14 protein-coding genes are annotated in these 16,748 nt (G+C 39.7%); 2 read left to right on the top strand and 12 right to left on the bottom strand.

Going from position 1 to position 16,748, the window contains the following annotated elements; translation table 11 throughout:
- Positions 1-37: 37 nt before the first annotated feature.
- Positions 38-217 (top strand): CsbD family protein, encoded by a 180-nt coding sequence (locus R2S57_RS20680; RefSeq protein ID WP_316846841.1) that lies wholly within the window; start codon positions 38-40, stop codon positions 215-217.
- 523 nt (positions 218-740) lie between these two features.
- Here the strand turns inward: R2S57_RS20680 and R2S57_RS20675 are convergent.
- The 5 genes from R2S57_RS20675 to R2S57_RS20655 are packed head-to-tail and all read right to left on the bottom strand — an operon-like array spanning position 741 to position 7,298.
- Positions 741-1,952 carry an AGE family epimerase/isomerase gene (locus tag R2S57_RS20675; RefSeq protein ID WP_316846840.1) on the bottom strand — a complete coding sequence of 404 codons (1,212 nt, stop codon included), beginning with the start codon at positions 1,950-1,952 and terminating at the stop codon, positions 741-743.
- Entirely contained in the window at positions 1,949-3,139 is a 1,191-nt protein-coding gene (locus R2S57_RS20670; protein WP_316846839.1) for a glycosidase, read from the bottom strand. Before R2S57_RS20670 ends, R2S57_RS20675 begins: the two co-directional genes overlap by 4 nt.
- Before the next feature lie 21 nt (positions 3,140-3,160).
- Positions 3,161-4,987 (bottom strand): sodium:solute symporter family protein, encoded by a 1,827-nt coding sequence (locus tag R2S57_RS20665; RefSeq protein ID WP_316846838.1) that lies wholly within the window; start codon positions 4,985-4,987, stop codon positions 3,161-3,163.
- Positions 4,988-5,015: 28 nt separating this feature from the next.
- Positions 5,016-6,170 (bottom strand): glycoside hydrolase family 26 protein, encoded by a 1,155-nt coding sequence (locus tag R2S57_RS20660; protein WP_316846837.1) that lies wholly within the window; start codon positions 6,168-6,170, stop codon positions 5,016-5,018.
- Between the two features lie 3 nt (positions 6,171-6,173).
- Entirely contained in the window at positions 6,174-7,298 is a 1,125-nt protein-coding gene (locus tag R2S57_RS20655; protein ID WP_316846836.1) for a glycoside hydrolase family 26 protein, read from the bottom strand.
- A gap of 216 nt (positions 7,299-7,514) precedes the next feature.
- On the opposite strand from R2S57_RS20655, the gene R2S57_RS20650 reads away from it, so the two are divergent.
- A complete protein-coding gene (locus tag R2S57_RS20650; RefSeq protein ID WP_316846835.1) occupies positions 7,515-8,390 on the top strand; it encodes an AraC family transcriptional regulator in 876 nt (291 codons plus the stop codon).
- Between the two features lie 88 nt (positions 8,391-8,478).
- On the opposite strand, the gene R2S57_RS20645 is transcribed toward R2S57_RS20650, so the two are convergent.
- The 7 genes from R2S57_RS20645 to R2S57_RS20615 all read right to left on the bottom strand — a co-directional run bounded on the left by R2S57_RS20645 (position 8,479) and on the right by R2S57_RS20615 (position 16,739).
- On the bottom strand, positions 8,479-9,711 hold the full coding sequence (locus R2S57_RS20645; RefSeq protein WP_316846834.1) for a glycoside hydrolase family 27 protein: 1,233 nt from the start codon (positions 9,709-9,711) through the stop codon (positions 8,479-8,481).
- A gap of 9 nt (positions 9,712-9,720) precedes the next feature.
- Entirely contained in the window at positions 9,721-10,695 is a 975-nt protein-coding gene (locus R2S57_RS20640) for a glycoside hydrolase family 5 protein (protein ID WP_316846833.1), read from the bottom strand.
- An 8-nt stretch (positions 10,696-10,703) separates the two neighbouring features.
- Positions 10,704-11,930 (bottom strand): glycoside hydrolase family 26 protein, encoded by a 1,227-nt coding sequence (locus tag R2S57_RS20635; protein ID WP_316846832.1) that lies wholly within the window; start codon positions 11,928-11,930, stop codon positions 10,704-10,706.
- Positions 11,920-12,492, bottom strand: coding sequence for a hypothetical protein (locus R2S57_RS20630; protein WP_316846831.1), 573 nt, complete (start codon positions 12,490-12,492; stop codon positions 11,920-11,922). The genes R2S57_RS20635 and R2S57_RS20630 overlap by 11 nt, the downstream gene beginning before the upstream one ends.
- Entirely contained in the window at positions 12,489-13,817 is a 1,329-nt protein-coding gene (locus tag R2S57_RS20625; protein ID WP_316846830.1) for a beta-mannosidase, read from the bottom strand. Before R2S57_RS20625 ends, R2S57_RS20630 begins: the two co-directional genes overlap by 4 nt.
- 76 nt (positions 13,818-13,893) lie before the next feature.
- Entirely contained in the window at positions 13,894-15,090 is a 1,197-nt protein-coding gene (locus R2S57_RS20620; RefSeq protein WP_316846829.1) for an IPT/TIG domain-containing protein, read from the bottom strand.
- A 38-nt stretch (positions 15,091-15,128) separates the two neighbouring features.
- Complete coding sequence (locus R2S57_RS20615) at positions 15,129-16,739, bottom strand: RagB/SusD family nutrient uptake outer membrane protein (RefSeq protein WP_316846828.1); 1,611 nt, start codon at positions 16,737-16,739, stop codon at positions 15,129-15,131.
- Positions 16,740-16,748: the final 9 nt, after the last annotated feature.

The raw sequence follows: 16,748 nt of genomic DNA, 5'->3' as shown, positions 1-16,748 counted from the left end.
GATACTTAAATATACTATTTTACTGCCATGGTTACAAATTTTTCAACGATTAATTATCGAACTCAGGTTAAAAGGAAAAGTGAAACAGGCCTATGCAGATCTGACCGAAGATGATCTAAAGTACGAAGAAGGAAAAGATGATGAGCTTTACGGAAAACTGCAACAAAAAACGGGAAAGACCCGTGAACAGGTTGTCGATTGGCTTAAATCCTTATAGCACCTGTCTGATAAAAGCTCCAAAACGGTCGTTTTGGAGCTTTTTCAATGTTAAGCTAATTATTGTATTTACCCGGCACTCCATTTAGCGGCCACTATGCACGGAAATGGAGGGTTAACTATTAGTGAAATATACATTTGATTCCTAATTCTGTTAAAAGATTAACAAATTGTATTTTTTAGATAAAATCGAAGAGTATAGATATATTGTTGGTTCGATCTATCCCGAAATGGAGAATTTTTAATTATGCTGGACAAACCGTTAAAACAAACCCTTCAATACGACTTATGCACCTGACAAACAATTACCTAGAACACAAAAAGCCTTAGAAAAATCAAAGGCTTTAGTCAGTACCGATCAGTGGGAGTACTTTCAATATTTAAAAGCCTTTTTATTGCTTATTGAACCCATAGTGGACGATTTAAAGTTGAAAGGATTCATATAATTGCGTCTAAAATTTTAGAGATAACATCATCAAAACACCCCACACCGGGAACCTTTGAACCGAAAGAGTTGTCCGGGATTAAAGACCTGAACTACTTGAAAAGTTGATTCTCCGAATTAATTCTATACACGCCCTGCTGTTATGATACGGGCATTTCCAGATTCCGACCTTATCTTCAGCGTTCATAATTGCTCCGTACTCATCTAGCCCCCAAAACCATTCGCCTTTTTCATGATCAATGATTTTATCTTTTATAAAGGCCCAGTTTTGAATACTAAGTTCTAAAAACTGTGGCTCTTCTGAAACTTGCCAGGCATTAAAGAAGCCAACCATAGCCTCAGCCTGTACCCACCAATGTTTTTCTTTTATGATATGATTTTTGGAAGGCTCGTATTCATACCATAAACTGCCATCAGCATCTAGTCCATTTTTAGCCCCCTGACTCATTTTTACCGAAGCGCACTTTATTGCTTCGATAAGGGCATCATCACGTACAGCTTCTGCGGCTTCGAGCAATAACCAGGCTGCTTCAATATCATGCCCAAAAGAAATAATATCTGATTTAGGAGTCCAGTTTTCATCAAAAAACAGGATTAAATTTCCGGTTTCATTATTAATGATATGTGAGGTGAAATTATGAATGAGCGCTATAATTTTAAGCCTTAAATCTTCATCCGGCCAAATTTTATAAAGCGTTGTAAAAGCTTCTAAAACATGCAAATGCGTGTTCATTGTTTTCTTTTCATTCGCATCTTTTTCACTCAATCTCAGGTCTTCCAAACTCTTCCATTCTCTGCTGAAAGCTTCAAAATAGCCACCATTTTCAACGTCGTAACTATGATCGATCAGGTTTTTGTACAAATTAACAGCCTTTTCTTTAGCAAGCTCGTGATTACTGACCATAAAATATTCGCTAAAAGCATAAATGGTAAAAGCTATGGCATAAACCTGTTTTTTAGTGTCCAGGGGCTTTCCTTTTGCATCGAGCAACCAATAAACACCGCCAAATTCGTCATCAATAAAATGCGCTATTATGTATTCAAAAGCACGACCTGCAATTTTGAGATAATCAGGGTTTGGCTTTAAATGATACGCTGAAGAAAATGACCAGAGAATCCTTGCGTTTAATACACTTCCTTTCGGCGCGGTATAATCGATCTGGTTATCGTTATCAATCTTTCCAATAAATCCACCATTAACTTCATCAATTGTGAATTTCATCCAATAACTCAGAATATTTTCCAATTCTGAGCTTAATTCTTCCCGGTATTTTGCTAAATCTAATTTCAAACCTGTCCCGAAATTACTGTACTTACCGTATTCTTTTCAATATTTGCTAAAATTCTGTTCACCGTAGCGGCTGAGCGCAGCTTATCTGCAGGGGTATTCATTACATAATCTACAAGGATATCCAATGAGCTGGTTGCCACATGCATCCGTGTATCAGAAGATGCATAATAAATAAATACGGTTCCATCTTCATCCAAAATCCACCCATTGCTAAATACCACATTGGAGACATCCCCAATACGTTCCTCCCCTTCAGGAGCCAAAAAATAACCTGCCGGTTTATGTATGACTTTGGTCAGATCGTTTAAATCCGTCATAAACATGTACAATACGTAACGTAATCCAGCAGCTGTATTTCTTACCCCATGAGCTAAAAACAGCCAGCCATGTTCAGTTTTAATCGGTTCAGGTCCCATTCCGTTTTTAGCTTCATAAACGGTGTGGTAATTTTTATTATCAACAATCAGTTCTTTTTCGATCACTGCATTTTCAATGGAAGCGCTTAATCCAAATCCAATTCCGCCTCCGGTTCCACTTTCAATAAAACCATCCTGCGGACGGGTATAAAAGGCATATTTTCCATCTACAAATTCAGGGTGCAGCACCACATTCCGCTGTTGTGGGGATGGCGTTTTTAAATCAGCTAAACGTTCCCAGGTTTTTAAATCTTTTGTACGCACAATACCACATTGCGCAACGGCCATGGATTGATCATGCGCAGGCGCAGTAGGATCTTTTCTTTCGGTACAGAACAAACCATACATCCAGCCATCCTCATGGGCAACAATACGCATATCGTAAACATTGGTATCTGGTTCGCTGGTTTCAGGGAGCGTTACCGGCTGGTCCCAAAATGTAAAATGATCAATTCCATTCTCACTTTCGGCAACAGCAAAAAAGGATTTACGGTCGGTTCCTTCTACCCTTACAACCAAAATATATTTATTGTTAAATTTAATTGCGCCTGCATTAAACGTTGCATTAATGCCTATCCGCTCCAACAAATTGGGGTTTGTTTGCGGATTGAAATCATATTTCCAGTTTAAAGGTGTATGAGCAGCGGTTAAAATCGCATTTTCGTACCGATCGAAAATACCATTCCCCAAAACGGCCTTTTTATTTTTTAGTGCAACTAAATATTTATGCGCCTCTTCTAGTTGCTGTTTTCTTTTTTCAAAATCTATCATAAAAATATTTTATTATCTTTTTTAATCTTCTAATTTATTCCACCAGGTTCTTTTCAGGATGATCACAATTACCGCTAAAATGGCAATCGTGATCAAAAGTGGTGTGTGCATAGTCAAAATGAAATACATCGGCAAAATGGTTAGGCAGAGCTGAGCAATTATACCCAGCACCACGTTGAACATGTCGAGTTTAAATCGATTATTGGCCTGAAATGTTGGATCATCTGCAACAACCAGGTTATGGACTGGCGTCCAAAATCCCCACGGTCTAACGGTTTTATAAAATGATTTTAGTATCGCTTCTTCCGTTGGAGGTGCGGCATAAGTACCCACAACACATCCGATCATAGAAAGTACGAAAAGCAATGGCCACCAGTAAAGTGGCAAGCCATGTGTTACATAAGGCATTGCCAATGCCGCTGCAATACCAACTGCCATTCCCCAGAAAAATCCGTTCGCATTAAAGCGCCACCAATACCATTTTAAACAGTTTGCAGCTACATAACCACCGTATAACCCGCCAACTATCCACTGCAGAATATCGTTAACATTGTTGGCGAAAAATCCCAGGATCACACCAATTGCTACCACTACAACGCCAACGATATAATTCATGTTGATTACCTTTTTGGTACTGGCTTTAGGATTGATGTATTTTATGTAAATATCATTTACGATATAAGCCTGTGCAGCATTCAGCGTTCCACTAAAAGTACCCATAAATGCGCCGAGCAAGCCTGTTAGTACAATCCCCAGGATGCCGACCGGAAGGAAATTATTAATGGTAGCAGGCAAAATCCGTTCGAAATCGGTAACGCCATCCGGGCCTTTTAAATAAATCTGATTGTAATATAGCAGCGCCAACACGGTTAAGCCGATCACCATAGAATAACGGATGGGCAATAAGATGATGCTTACAAAGCCGGTCATTTTACTGGCATCTTTCGGGCTCCTGGTACTCAGCACCTTTTGCATATCATAGTTTGGCGCCGGCCCCGCCAGTGATGCAAAAACACCTTTTAAGAGCATCATGCCAAAAAAGATGCCAAACAGGCTGAATCCATCATCCGCGATTTTTTTATTGGCATCGGCAGCAATTTTACTCCAATCCAGGTCGAGTTTCCAACTGAAAAACGGATCATCCCAGCCCTTTGGAACATTTAAAGTCTGTCCGTGCAAATGGGTCATTGCGATTACTGCAATGGCAACACAACCGATCGTCATAAAGGCATATTTAATCATATCTCCCAAAACGATACTGTGCATTCCACCCAAAATGGAATAGAACATGGCGAAAAGCGTAAACACAATTCCGTAGAAATGTGGGACGTATTTTGCAGGAACATCAAAGGGCACATAATTTTTCACATGATCCCATGGAATAAAAATTTCCATGAATTTCCCCAGGCCAATAAAACCATAGGCAAGGAACCCAAAACAGCTGATCAATGCAAATGCGATTACTACGACATGAGAGCCCTTTACCCCTTTCCCAATCGAGCCAAACCTGGTTTGCAGCCATTCTGCACCTGTATTTGCATTACTTCTCCGTAGCCATTTACTTAAGAACATCATCATAAAAACCTGGTTGAATACGGGCCACAACCAGGGGATCCAGATGCTTTTCAAGCCGTAAACAAAGCACAAGGCAACCATCCACATAGTTCCGCTGATGTCGAACATATCTGATGCATCACTCAGTCCAAGTTTATACCAAGGCAGTGATTTTCCGCCCATCATGTAACTTTCCTTGTTCTGCCTAGCTTTTTTCCGATACCAAAAGCCAATGAAAATCATAGTGGCCAGGTACAGGATAATGATTAAAACGTCTATTAATTGTAACTTCATTATTTAGGTTGGTTGGGATAGAAATTGTTTAATTGGATGATATCAAAGGATTTATTGTGCCATATATGTCCCCTAGATCTTTAAGAAAAAGTGTTTTGGGATTGTTATAAAATTCTTTGAAATCATTTTCGCTGGGATGGCCGGGATATGGTGCATAAAAATGGCCTGTATGCGCATTTCGCCAAACCATCAGATAAGATATTTTGTAGGCTTCGGTATCGTTCATTATTTTATTAAAAACTGTTGTAAACCATTTGGGCTGAACAATTTTCTCCTGCCCGGTTTCTGTTAATGCGGCAATTTTGTTTTTTGAAATTGCGTAATTACAGATCTGCCCAATTGATTTTACAGCTAAATCAATTGATTTTTCATCATTCAGGTCTTTAAATTCGTAATAGTTATCAAAGCCAAGTACATCCACAAGGTTATCGCCGGGATAACGCTCCATGTAATTTTCGAAATTCCCCGAAGTTCGGTCGGGAGAATAAGCGTATATAATGTTATGCAATTGCTTTTTATCCCTAAGGTATTGAACCGTAAATTGCCATAACGCTTTATATTCTTCAGTGCTACAAAATGGTTTGCCCCACCAGAACCAATTGCCGGTATTTTCGTGAAAGGGGCGAAAAATAACCGGAATGGAAGTTCCTTTATCGGTTTTCAAAGATTTAATAAGCAACGCTACCTGATCCAGTGCCTTTGTAAATGCCGTATGTTTTGCTCCTCCGGGCAAAATAGAAGATACGCATTTGGTGGTATCATAAAAATTCTTCCCCGTTACAAAATTCTGAACATGCCAGCTTAATGTATTGATGCCACCTATTTTATAAGCCTGCAAACAATAACCTTTAAGTTTTTGGGCATTTTCATTTAAATTTTCATCTGTATCATCTTTGGCAATGGCTTCCAGGTCCCAGCCAAAAAGAGCCGGATGAGCGCCTGTTACCAGCTTAACATCGCTCTTATCGTATTCGCCTTTCCAGCCAACGCCATACATTAGCGCATCCTGTTGGCCAAAAAGAACAGCTTTTCCTGCCAGATTCTTTAAATTAGAGAATAAGGCTTTCGTTTCGGCAGTTGCTTTTGCATCGATGGTATTATTTTCTATAACAGTTTTTTGTCCATAGCAAGTAGAAAGGACTATAAAAAATATGAAAACCATTAATGGAGATTTTTTTTTCATGCTCTACTTTTTATAGATCGAATATTTTTGCAGTCCTCTTTGGAGAAGAATCTTATTTTGCCTGACGAACTTTAAAAAATCTGTTGCAGAAACCTGGCCCGGATAGGGTGCATAATAATGATTGTCCTTTTCCTTTTCGCGATAGCCTGCATTGCGCCAAAACAGCACATAAGAGGGCTTATTTTCCCGAATAGCGGCTGCAAAAACATTTGTCCACCAGTTTGGATCTGGAACTTCAACGAATCCAGTTTCAGCTATTGCACTTAATTTTTTACTTCGTTTCGCTATTTTATGCTGGATGGCTAAATTCCTGGCAACATCTTGACTATATGACGCTCCCATTTCAGCCCCTCCATACTGGTAGTAATCAAAACTCAACACATCTACAAAATCATTGCCGGGATATCGCTCCAGGTATTGCTCTTCTGTTGTAAAATCGCAGGGATTAAAAACATAAATAAGGTTATGCAGTTTTTTCTTGTCCCTTAAGTAAGTGACTGTAAATTGCCAGAGCGCCTTATATTCCTGAGCTGTGCAAGATTTTGCACCCCACCAGAACCAACCTCCACCGTTTTCATGAAAAGGCCTGAACAATATCGGTATCACTTTGCCATCGGCACCTTTTAATGTTTTGACAAATATCGAAAACTTATCCAGCCAGCTTTTGTATAACATGTGTTTTGAACCTGTTGGAAGTATAGATTTAACGGACATTGAACTGGTATCCCAAGAATTTTTACTGTTTACCGGGTTATCCATATGCCAACTCAAAGTATTTATTGTTCCTAGATCGTATGCCTTTTTGATGTATTGTTTCATTTTTTCGAAGGGTACACCATCAATATTTTTTTTTTGGTCGGTTTCCAGACCAGAAACATCCCAACCAAAAACGGCCGGATATTCGCCAGTCAAATCTTTGATATCACTCTTTCCATCCTGATATTTCCAACCTACTCCATAAGCCAGATCATCCTGATGCCCAAACAACACTTCTTTACCAGATAACCTGCTTAAATTTTTATACAAATTGCTCGTTTGCGGCGTTGCATTTATATCTGTTAACTGACCAAAAACAGTAAGAAAAGGCAAGCAGAAAAACAGGAAAAATGGAAGTATCTTTTTGGTCATAAGGTTATAATTTGGCTAGTATATTGGCGCATAAAATAATAACCTAAAATACCGATGTAATTCACTTAAACAATAATACTATTTTAACCAATTAGTATATTATATATATTATTTAACCTCAAATTATGGCTTAATATATTAATAGACAAATATATTTTTATTACATTGCATCAATGTTCTTTTATCTTAAAGATATTTTTTTTGAACTTATATGTTATGACGAGCATCATTAAAGAAATCACTCCGCTTACGCAAAATGATTGTTTCACTATTTTCTCAAGGGTAAAGCAAGACTTTGATTTTCCGCTTCATTTTCATGAAGAATTTGAACTGAATTTAATTTTAAATGCTCCGGGTGCGAAACGGATTGTTGGTGATAACATTGAAGAAATCACCGACATGGAGCTGGTGCTGGTTGGACCGAATCTCTCTCATGTTTGGACAACCCATAACTGTAAAAGCGAAGAAATTACCGAGGTAACGATCCAATGGCATAAAGATCTTTTTGACGATAAAATGTTGCGTAGAAATCAGCTCAGCTTTATCCGAAAAATGTTCGAACGCTCGGTAAGAGGGATTTTATTTCCAAGAGAGACTATTGAAAAAGTATACCATCGCATTTTGGCCATTAACCAGTTGCAGGGATTTGATTCTGTTTTAGAACTGATGAGTATTCTTCATGATCTATCAACGTCGAAAAGCCTGCGGGTTTTATCGGATGCAACTTTTAACAATGACCAGGTTTTAAATTACAACAGCAGAAGAATTGATAAAGCATTTGAATTTATGAATGCTAATTTCGACAAACCCATCACCTTAAAGGATTTATCAAAACTGGTGAGCATGACGGAAGTTTCTTTTAGCCGGTTTATCAAGAAACGTACTGGAAACACATTTATTGACAGCTTAAACGAAATCCGGCTTGGCCATGCTACCCGGATGCTTATTGAAACCACCCATTCGGTTGCCGAAATTTCTTACAATTGCGGTTTTAATAATATTTCGAACTTTAACCGCTTGTTCAAAAAGAAAAAGCACTGTACACCCAAAGAATTTAGGGAAAACTTCTCGGGAACAAGAGTTTTTATATAGCTATTTGAAAATGGTTAATATAGGTTTCGTCCCCTTTGTCAAAATGCATCAAAATAAACACTGATCGATAAAATTCATTGAGAAAATTTTACGGCACCAGAACTATAGTCAAAACATCATGGGGCGGAACTTCTGTTTTTAAACTATTTTTTGTTGTACCAACAGATTTCCCTGACCAGGCATTTTTGATTTTATATAAAATAGATGCTGCGTTTAAGTCTTTATGAAAAACCTCATCCTTAACCTTTTCATTATGCCAATTAAAATCTATCTTTTTAGTTTCGGCAGCGCGGTTTAAAAAAGTGGCGGCCCATCTCCCATTACTTAGTGGCTTAAACCAGATTTCAAAGCCATCTTTTTTCGAATACCTAAAACCCTGAATCCCCAAAGCGTCCTGATTGATTGCAATAATATCTTTGTTGATCAAAACCGAAATAGTTTCCCTGTCCATATTCCGAATATCGTTGCCAGCAACCAATGGAGCAGCCAGCATTGCCCACATCGCAAAATGAGCCCTATCTTCCCCAGGTGTTAATTTCCCATTTCCGATTTCGAGCATATCCGGATCGTTCCATTGTCCAGGCCCTGCGTATTGGCGCAAACCGTCCTGTTTATCCAAAATCTGCATCACCCCCCAAGATTTCCATGTGCCGTGATCCTCAATACAATCAAAACAATTAAAAATATCTCCGCTGGTACGCCAGAGATGACCAACTGCTGGCCCCCAGACCCAAGGTTTATCTGATCCCCATTCGCAGATACTCAAAACCATAGGTCTGCCTGCTTTACGCAAGGCTGCCGTTATTGTTTTATAAGCACCTTCGGCTTTTAATCCATCTGTATTGCACCAATCGTACTTTAAATAATCAATTCCCCATCCAGCATAGGTTAATGCATCTTGAAATTCGTACCCTCTACTTCCAGGGCGGCCACCACAGGTTTGAGAACCGGCATCAGAATATAATCCCAACTTCAATCCTTTACTGTGAATGTAATCGGCCAAAGCTTTCATTCCTGAAGGGAATCTTTTTGGATCCGGGTGGATAAAACCTAAGCTATCACGGTCTCCATGCCAGCAATCATCAATGTTAATGTAGGTATAACCGGCCTGCCTCATGCCCGAACTTATCATCGCATCAGCCGTTTCCCTGATCAATTTTTCATCTACATTACAGGCAAACTTGTTCCAGCTGTTCCATCCCATAGGCGGGGTTAATGCCAGTCCATCGAATTTATTATAATTCTGAACATAATTATTTCCCTGTCCATAAGCTACATAGCTAACAAAAAAGGCAATTAATAGAAGAAATCCAAATTTCATAATTGGCTGTTATTTATTTAATTTTTTGAGTTGGGTCCTGATATAAAGCCCTGCAGGGGTAAGCATATCAAGCTTCCAATTCCCTGACAGAGATGCGCCTGGCTGTAATATTGCGGTAGTTTCTTTTTTATCTGTAATGTTCCAATTTGCCCAGCTTAATTTATTCTTTTCCATCCAGTCAAACCATTTAGCCGTTTTCCCGAGATCAAATTTCCCATCGCCACTGGCCTCACCTACACCCCACTCGGTCACAAAAATAGGCAGACCGGCAACAATTGCTTCGTTGGCCCGTTCCATTAAAAGTTCCTGATGACTAGGTTCTGAAGCATAAAAGTGAAAAGAATACGCAATATTGCTAAATCCTCTAATGGGGTCTTGGGCAACAACATCAATATCCTGATCCCAATGTGGACTGCCCACAATAATTATATTTTCAGCATCATATTTTCTGATTTCCGTAATCACTTTTACAGCATAATCTTTAACCGTTTGCCATTCTATTTTTTCGGGCTCATTAAATATTTCATAAATAATATTCGGCGTACCGGCATATTTTCTGGCCATGCCGGCAAAAAACTTCTTTGATTGCTCCAGATGTTCATTTGCGTGGTGATCGTGCCAATCGATAAGCACATATAAGCCTTTTTTTATGGCTGCATCGATGGTATTGCTCACCAGCTGTTCCTGCTCAACCGGGTTTTGCAAATAACCACCATCTGGCTGTACTGCCATAGAAACACGCAATAAACTGATATTAAAATCAGATTGAAGCCAGTTTACCACATCGGCATTGTAATATTTTTTCCCTCCCCAGATACTCCATGATAAACTTACACCCCGGAGCTGTGGCTCTACATTTTTACTGTTCAGAATCTTACCTCCCATAACTTTTAGCGCGCCATTACGCTTGACAAAATCTACATTCTGTGCAAAACCAGCACTAAATAAAAGAGACGACATAAAAAACAACAAAACTTTTTTCATAAAAAAATTTATTTAATTTGATACACTGAAGGCATTTTGTCTGCAAAAAGTACAAAACCATCATTTTTAAAATTCATAAAATCGTTTGTTGCCGGATGCCCGGGGTAAGGAGTCCAGTAGGCATCTTTGGTATTGGCCCAAAGCAGGGCATAAGCAAATTCAAGGTTCTGGTTTTTTAACGATTTAAGCAACTGTCCGGTAAACCAATCTGCCCTGGTAAGGTTCTGCAGGCCCGTTTCGGTTAATGCGGCCAGTTTGTTATGGGCTTTTGCATAATCAGAAACGATTTTAAATTTCGATGCAGCAATACCAGGTGAAACATTAGCTTTCATATCCTCATAATTGTCAGTACCGACCAAATCTACATAATCATCGCCGGGATAGTAATTAAGATATTGCGATTGAGAATTGAAATTCCGATCTGGCGACCAGGCGAAAAGAAAATTCCTTACGCCTAAATCATCCCGGAGATATTTTACTGTGTATTGGTACATGGCAATATATTCGGCGGCGGTACAGTGGCCACTTCCCCACCAAAACCAATTGCCATCCATTTCGTGAAAAGGCCGAAAAATAATCGGTATTAATTTTCCATCTGCTCCAATGAGTGTTTTGGCATAATCGGCTACAATTTTCAGTGAGGCTTTAAAAGTTTCGTTTGCCGTTCCGCCCGGCAAGACCTGATTAACCGCAATAAATGGAGAATCAGACCAGTAAAACCCACCTTTAGAAACCGGATTTGCGTAATGCCAGCAATAGGTATTGATGCCACCACGGTTATAAGCTTCAATCGTTAAGGTTCTGGCGATCGATTTTTCGTAATCAAACCAATTGCCAGTGGCGAAATTGGTCATGTGGATAAAATCGTGACCATAAACTGCGGGGTAAGCACCGGTAATTGTCTTTACATCACTCTGGCTTGTAGAAACCCCCGTAAACTGTTGCTCATTTGCCCATTGTGTACTTGCGTTGGTAACGCCTCTTTTGGTATCGTCCTGATGCCCAAAAAGCACATTTCCTTTTGCAATTTGTTTCAAATTATAAAACAGAGATGCGGTTTCGTCTGTAGCATTCTTATCAACCAGCCAGGTTTTAACTGTTGCCAAACCCGGTACTGTCGTAACGGGCACCACAGGTGTTACCGGTACAGGTCCGATAATTTCTGTATTTTTCTTGCAAGAAATAAATACGGTACTACATGCTGCAATCCCGAATAATATTTTTTTAATCTTCATAGCTTTTGGTTTTTGAAACCGTAGTTTCTTTTTCAAAATCATCAATAGAAATTACTATAGCGCTTAAATCATCAACAAAAAAAGTCCCCGAAGCCTCACTTAATGCTACCATTAGCCTAAAACCTGTTGCTTCATCCGGCACTCTTAAATTTTTCTTAAAACTGGTCCAATCTGCTGTTCCCGTTTTTTCGACCAATGGAATTCCATCTCCAAGCTTCCTATCGCCGGCCGTAAACTCTAAAATAATTACAGCGGTGTTCCAGGGGTTGACACCCTGTTCTACCTCATCCAATTTATAAGATCCTGTAATTACAATCGCCTTTGAGTTTTTTGGCAGTTTTACTTTCTGATCGGCCCCCTCCCATTTCCCCTTTACGTAAGCTACCAGTGCTAAACTTGCTTCACCCGATTTACGGACCATATTCGTCACTTTAGCATTACCTGCCCCCCAGCTGTCTAAGCCATCTTCGAAGCCTCCGTTACTCAGCAAGTTTTTTTGCGCAGCAACTGAAAAGGTGTTTAGAAGCAAAATTATTACGGAATAAAAGACATATTTTTTCATTGCAAAGCGGAATGGTTAATATTAAAATAGGTTTTTATCATGTTCCAGGTCGATCGATCTGAATCAAAAACAGAATTTAAACCCTGTTCTTCCTGTGGCGGATCTCCAGAAAAATCATCGCCATCTTTCCAAAATAATTGTCCATTTATTGGTCGCGATGAACCAGCAAACGACCAAAAATTGCACCCTGCAATTGCTCCGTTATGCGTTCGGCTATTTGACCAAAGCGAGAAAATATGATTGAAATACCCATCGCGTAATGCTGTTGTACCTGAAGGATCAAAGGCATGGCCATCTCTTGGCAAACCAAATTCTTCAATAACCAGAGGTTTTTTTAATTGCAGCGCAATGTTTTCATGCTGCTTAATATAGGCTGATGTTTTTTCGATTACTGCAGGTAAATTTTCAGCTGTTGGCGCATCTTTAAACCAGCCCCAGTTTTTCGGCCAGATGTGAATGGTTAAATAATCAATGTTTTTATTGGCATGAATTTCTTTAAACAGTAACCAGTTTTCTTCGGTACCCATAAAACCTTCCGTACCGATTGTAACAAGGTGGTTTTTGTCAATTGATTTAATGTAGCCGGCCGTTGCATAGATCCAATTTTTATAAGCACTAATCGCGTCGGGCCGCATTGGCCGCGGTTCATTTGCAAGTTCCCAGGCCATAATAGCGGATTCATTGATATACTTTTTGCCGTTGTAAGTATTTCTATGCTGAAGTATAAAATCCAACTGCTTTTGATAATCGGTTTTGCAAGCTTCGCAAGAATAAAACTTACTCGTATAATCACGCTGCTCATCCCAGGTTAATTTTCGTTTTAATGTTTCGTTATCAATTTGCCCGTTCCAGTTCAGGTATTGCATAAAACCACCACTCCACTCCCAGTTATTGCTTAAAAACAAAACTGCAACCATTTTCCTTTTGGCCATTTCAAACAATAAAAAATCCAGTCCTTTCAAAAGTGATCCGTTAAAAACATTATGACGGGCCTGCAGCACGGGCTTAACACGATCTACACCGTTTATTTTACCCTCACCTTCAGAACCAACCAGTACACGCAGGTTATTGATACCTTTTGATTTCAAAAAATCAAGTTCATTGATCAGTCTCTGTTTACCCCTTACCGGATCTTTTTCCAAAGCAAGTAAACCACCATACCAGTAGTTGGCACCGATGTAATAATAAGGGCTTCCATTAATCTTGAACTGATGGTCAACTGATCTTACAAAAGCAGTCTTCTGGGCATTTGCTGCTGAAATTAAAAATATGAACCAACAGCACAAGATGATCCGAAATGTTATTTTTTGAGCTATATAGGTCATAAATAAATATTATGGGCATAAAAAAACCCGGCTCATCACTTTGTTTCATGGCGAACCGGATTAAGGTTATCTAAGGTTATTTTATAAGAACCCAATCATCAATATAGAAGCTTTCATCCTGTGCATCCGGACCTTTAATCCAGAAACCCAATGTGTTTGATGGCGATCCGGTAGTCCAGAGGCCAAGTGAAGACAGCGGAAGTTTATAATAATTCCAAACGCTTGCTTTTACAGTTATCGGCGTCGATTGATCTCCGTTTCCGTAAGGCGTTGCACGTTTATCTCCAGTGAGATACAGCGTGTAATCCTGACTACCTCCTTTGATGTAAAACGAAAGGTAAGTAAAACCACCGTTACTTGGCAAGCCTACATTCCAGTTGGCTACGCCATTAGCGCTCCAGTTGCCTTTTGCGTAAGTTAGTTTTAGCGATTTCACTCCCGATTTCGCAGTTGCTGAAGAAACTTCTCCGCTTCCCCAAAAATTACCGCTCCAATCTGTACCATAATCTTCAGTAAAGAATTTATAGGCCTGATCCAGATTTACAAAAACCTGTTTCAAGGCCACCTGACCACCCGAATAAATCAGTAACAATGTGGTAGAGGTTGATGTAGAACCTGGCATTTTAACGGTTAGCTGTGTATCGCTTTTAGATGAAATGGTTGCTTTACTTGCTGAAGTGCCCAATTGTACGTCGGTAACACTTGCAAGGCCAATACCTGTTAAAGTAATTTCAGAGCCATTGGAGAAGTTGTAATTAGAAACATCCGTAACCGTTGGCGGAGGAAGCAGAATTGAAAATTTATAATCTACTTTTCCATTAAGCGTGGTAACCGACAACGTATTGCTTTGCGTTGGCCCTGCTGGAGTTGTTTTAGGAATGCCTATCAGAATGGTGCTATCAGAACCTAATGCTTTGTTAAAATAAACCGAAACACCATTAAACGAAACCGTAGTAACACTTGCGAGGTTTGTACCGATGATGGCATACATGTTTTGTAAATTCCCATCGGTAGTGGTAGAATCCATCGCTACAACCTGTGGCGTAGTATTCGGATAAGTAACCGAGGTTGCTTTTCCATTGGCATCGTAGGTTGTAATCGTTGTTGTTAATTTACTATCGATGTACGATTTACTAATGGTACGCACCCTCAAGATCGTTGGCGCACCTTTACCAGCTTCAGAACCATCTTTTTTACAGGCGGTCATCCCGATAACTGCTAAAACAAATAATAGCAGCAGCGTTCTGTGTTGTTTATTAATTAAATTTTTCATTTTCTCTTCTTTTTAAATGTGATGCTGTAAATCATATTTTATTTAAAAGTGTAAGGTACAGGAGGTTGATTCAGTGCAGGATCGTTTGCAACTTCTGTTGCTGGATATGGCAACAGGAAATTTGCATCTGTAGGAGTAAAATAGCCATTTCCGTACCTTACAGGTGGCGTATCGTTACTAGAATCGCCTCTATCCTGAGCTTTAATAATCGCGATTGCTTTTGGGTGGGCAGTAACATTAAACCCATCAATCCGGCACAGATCGAACCAATAATCTCCTTCGATTGCAAATTCCAGTCTGCGTTCTTTCAAAAGGTCCTGAAAAGTGAAGGTCGAAACCGAGCCCAGGCCTGCCCTGTTCCGGATGGTATTTAAATATTTAACCGCTGTAGCATCACTAGTACTGGCAGTTAACGCCAATCCAGTAGGGCTACTTCCTGCTGAAGCACCTAGAATAGCTTCAGCAGCAATAAGGTACATATCAGCCAAACGCAACATATAAGTATTCATACCGGTAGATTGGAATGCACTTTTACCGCCATTATCTGCAGGAGAACCGATTACGTACTTTTTAATCTGCGCATGGGTTCCTTGCGAACTTGCATTGGCAGGAACGGTATAACCACCGCCAGCCTGGTTTAATTCAGGGTAATAATCACCAGGCAACATGATGGTTGCTTTTCTTCGCTGATCGTTAGACGGATAAGCATCTATCAGATCGAAAGTTGGTGCTAAAACGCCATAACCATCACCGGTTTGGGTAATTTCAGAGCTATATGCCAAAGAAGCCTGCATACCGTTTCCAAAGCCATAACCACCGTTAGACAACCACTGTAAAGCAATAATAGATTCTTTATTGTTATTGTTGGCAATCTTGAAGAGGTCAGCGTAAGTTCTGCCTGCAACATCTACTCCAAACAGGCCAAATTCGTGGCTGTTGATTACTTTTTCTGCCTGCGCTTTTGCATTTGCATAATCTTGCATATACAGATAAACTTTTGCCATCAAAGCCGATGCGGAACCACTTGATACGTGTCCGGTACCTGCAACATTTGGATTACAGTTCGCCTCTCCGAACTTCAGATCGTTTAAAATAAATTTATAGATATCAGTAACCGGATTTGTTCGGATGGTAGACGGACTGCCCACAAAATCAAGAGGGTTTTCGATAATTGGAACGTTACCAAAAATTCTTACGAGGTGAAAATAAGCCAGTGCACGCAGAACGTGGGCTTCGCCCAAAGCATTATTAACTACCGCAACAGGAACCGATGCCGGAACCGTTGGCAAATTGTAAATTACGGCATTCGATTGTGCTACAACGGTAAATAATGAATTCCAGGCAGCGCTTAATTCAAAATTACCATTGGATACAGAAAAATTTCCAAATGCTTTAACATCATCAGAGCCACTTCTACCGTTTCCACTTGCCAACTCAGTTATCGCCCAACTTACTTTGGTATTCCAACCAAACCAGGGCGCCGCATAAAGTGCATTTGTGCTCGATTGAACCTGAGCAGCCGTAGTATAATATCCGCCAACAGTGTACTGATCTTCCGGTGGGCGGTTAAAAAATTCTTTTTTACAACCCGTAGTCGTTACCCCAACCAAGGCTGCCATTGTTATGATCTGTTTTATATAAAGTTTCATATCGATGTC

Source organism: Pedobacter psychrodurus, assembly GCF_032678585.1.
GTDB lineage: Bacteria > Bacteroidota > Bacteroidia > Sphingobacteriales > Sphingobacteriaceae > Pedobacter > Pedobacter psychrodurus_A.
Note: the sequence above shows the minus strand (reverse complement) of the source record. Positions and strands in the feature narration are given on the sequence as shown.

Excerpts from the sequence above, each read along its gene's own strand:
- R2S57_RS20630 (WP_316846831.1), bottom strand. The coding sequence starts at position 12,492 with ATGAAAAAATATGTCTTTTATTCCGTAATAATTTTGCTTCTAAACACC.
- R2S57_RS20640 (WP_316846833.1), bottom strand. The coding sequence starts at position 10,695 with ATGAAAAAAGTTTTGTTGTTTTTTATGTCGTCTCTTTTATTTAGTGCT.
- R2S57_RS20660 (WP_316846837.1), bottom strand. The coding sequence starts at position 6,170 with ATGAAAAAAAAATCTCCATTAATGGTTTTCATATTTTTTATAGTCCTT.
- R2S57_RS20650 (WP_316846835.1), top strand. The coding sequence starts at position 7,515 with ATGACGAGCATCATTAAAGAAATCACTCCGCTTACGCAAAATGATTGT.
- R2S57_RS20665 (WP_316846838.1), bottom strand. The coding sequence starts at position 4,987 with ATGAAGTTACAATTAATAGACGTTTTAATCATTATCCTGTACCTGGCC.
- R2S57_RS20655 (WP_316846836.1), bottom strand. The coding sequence starts at position 7,298 with ATGACCAAAAAGATACTTCCATTTTTCCTGTTTTTCTGCTTGCCTTTT.
- R2S57_RS20635 (WP_316846832.1), bottom strand. The coding sequence starts at position 11,930 with ATGAAGATTAAAAAAATATTATTCGGGATTGCAGCATGTAGTACCGTA.
- R2S57_RS20620 (WP_316846829.1), bottom strand. The coding sequence starts at position 15,090 with ATGAAAAATTTAATTAATAAACAACACAGAACGCTGCTGCTATTATTT.
- R2S57_RS20645 (WP_316846834.1), bottom strand. The coding sequence starts at position 9,711 with ATGAAATTTGGATTTCTTCTATTAATTGCCTTTTTTGTTAGCTATGTA.
- R2S57_RS20625 (WP_316846830.1), bottom strand. The coding sequence starts at position 13,817 with ATGACCTATATAGCTCAAAAAATAACATTTCGGATCATCTTGTGCTGT.
- R2S57_RS20670 (WP_316846839.1), bottom strand. The coding sequence starts at position 3,139 with ATGATAGATTTTGAAAAAAGAAAACAGCAACTAGAAGAGGCGCATAAA.
- R2S57_RS20615 (WP_316846828.1), bottom strand. The coding sequence starts at position 16,739 with ATGAAACTTTATATAAAACAGATCATAACAATGGCAGCCTTGGTTGGG.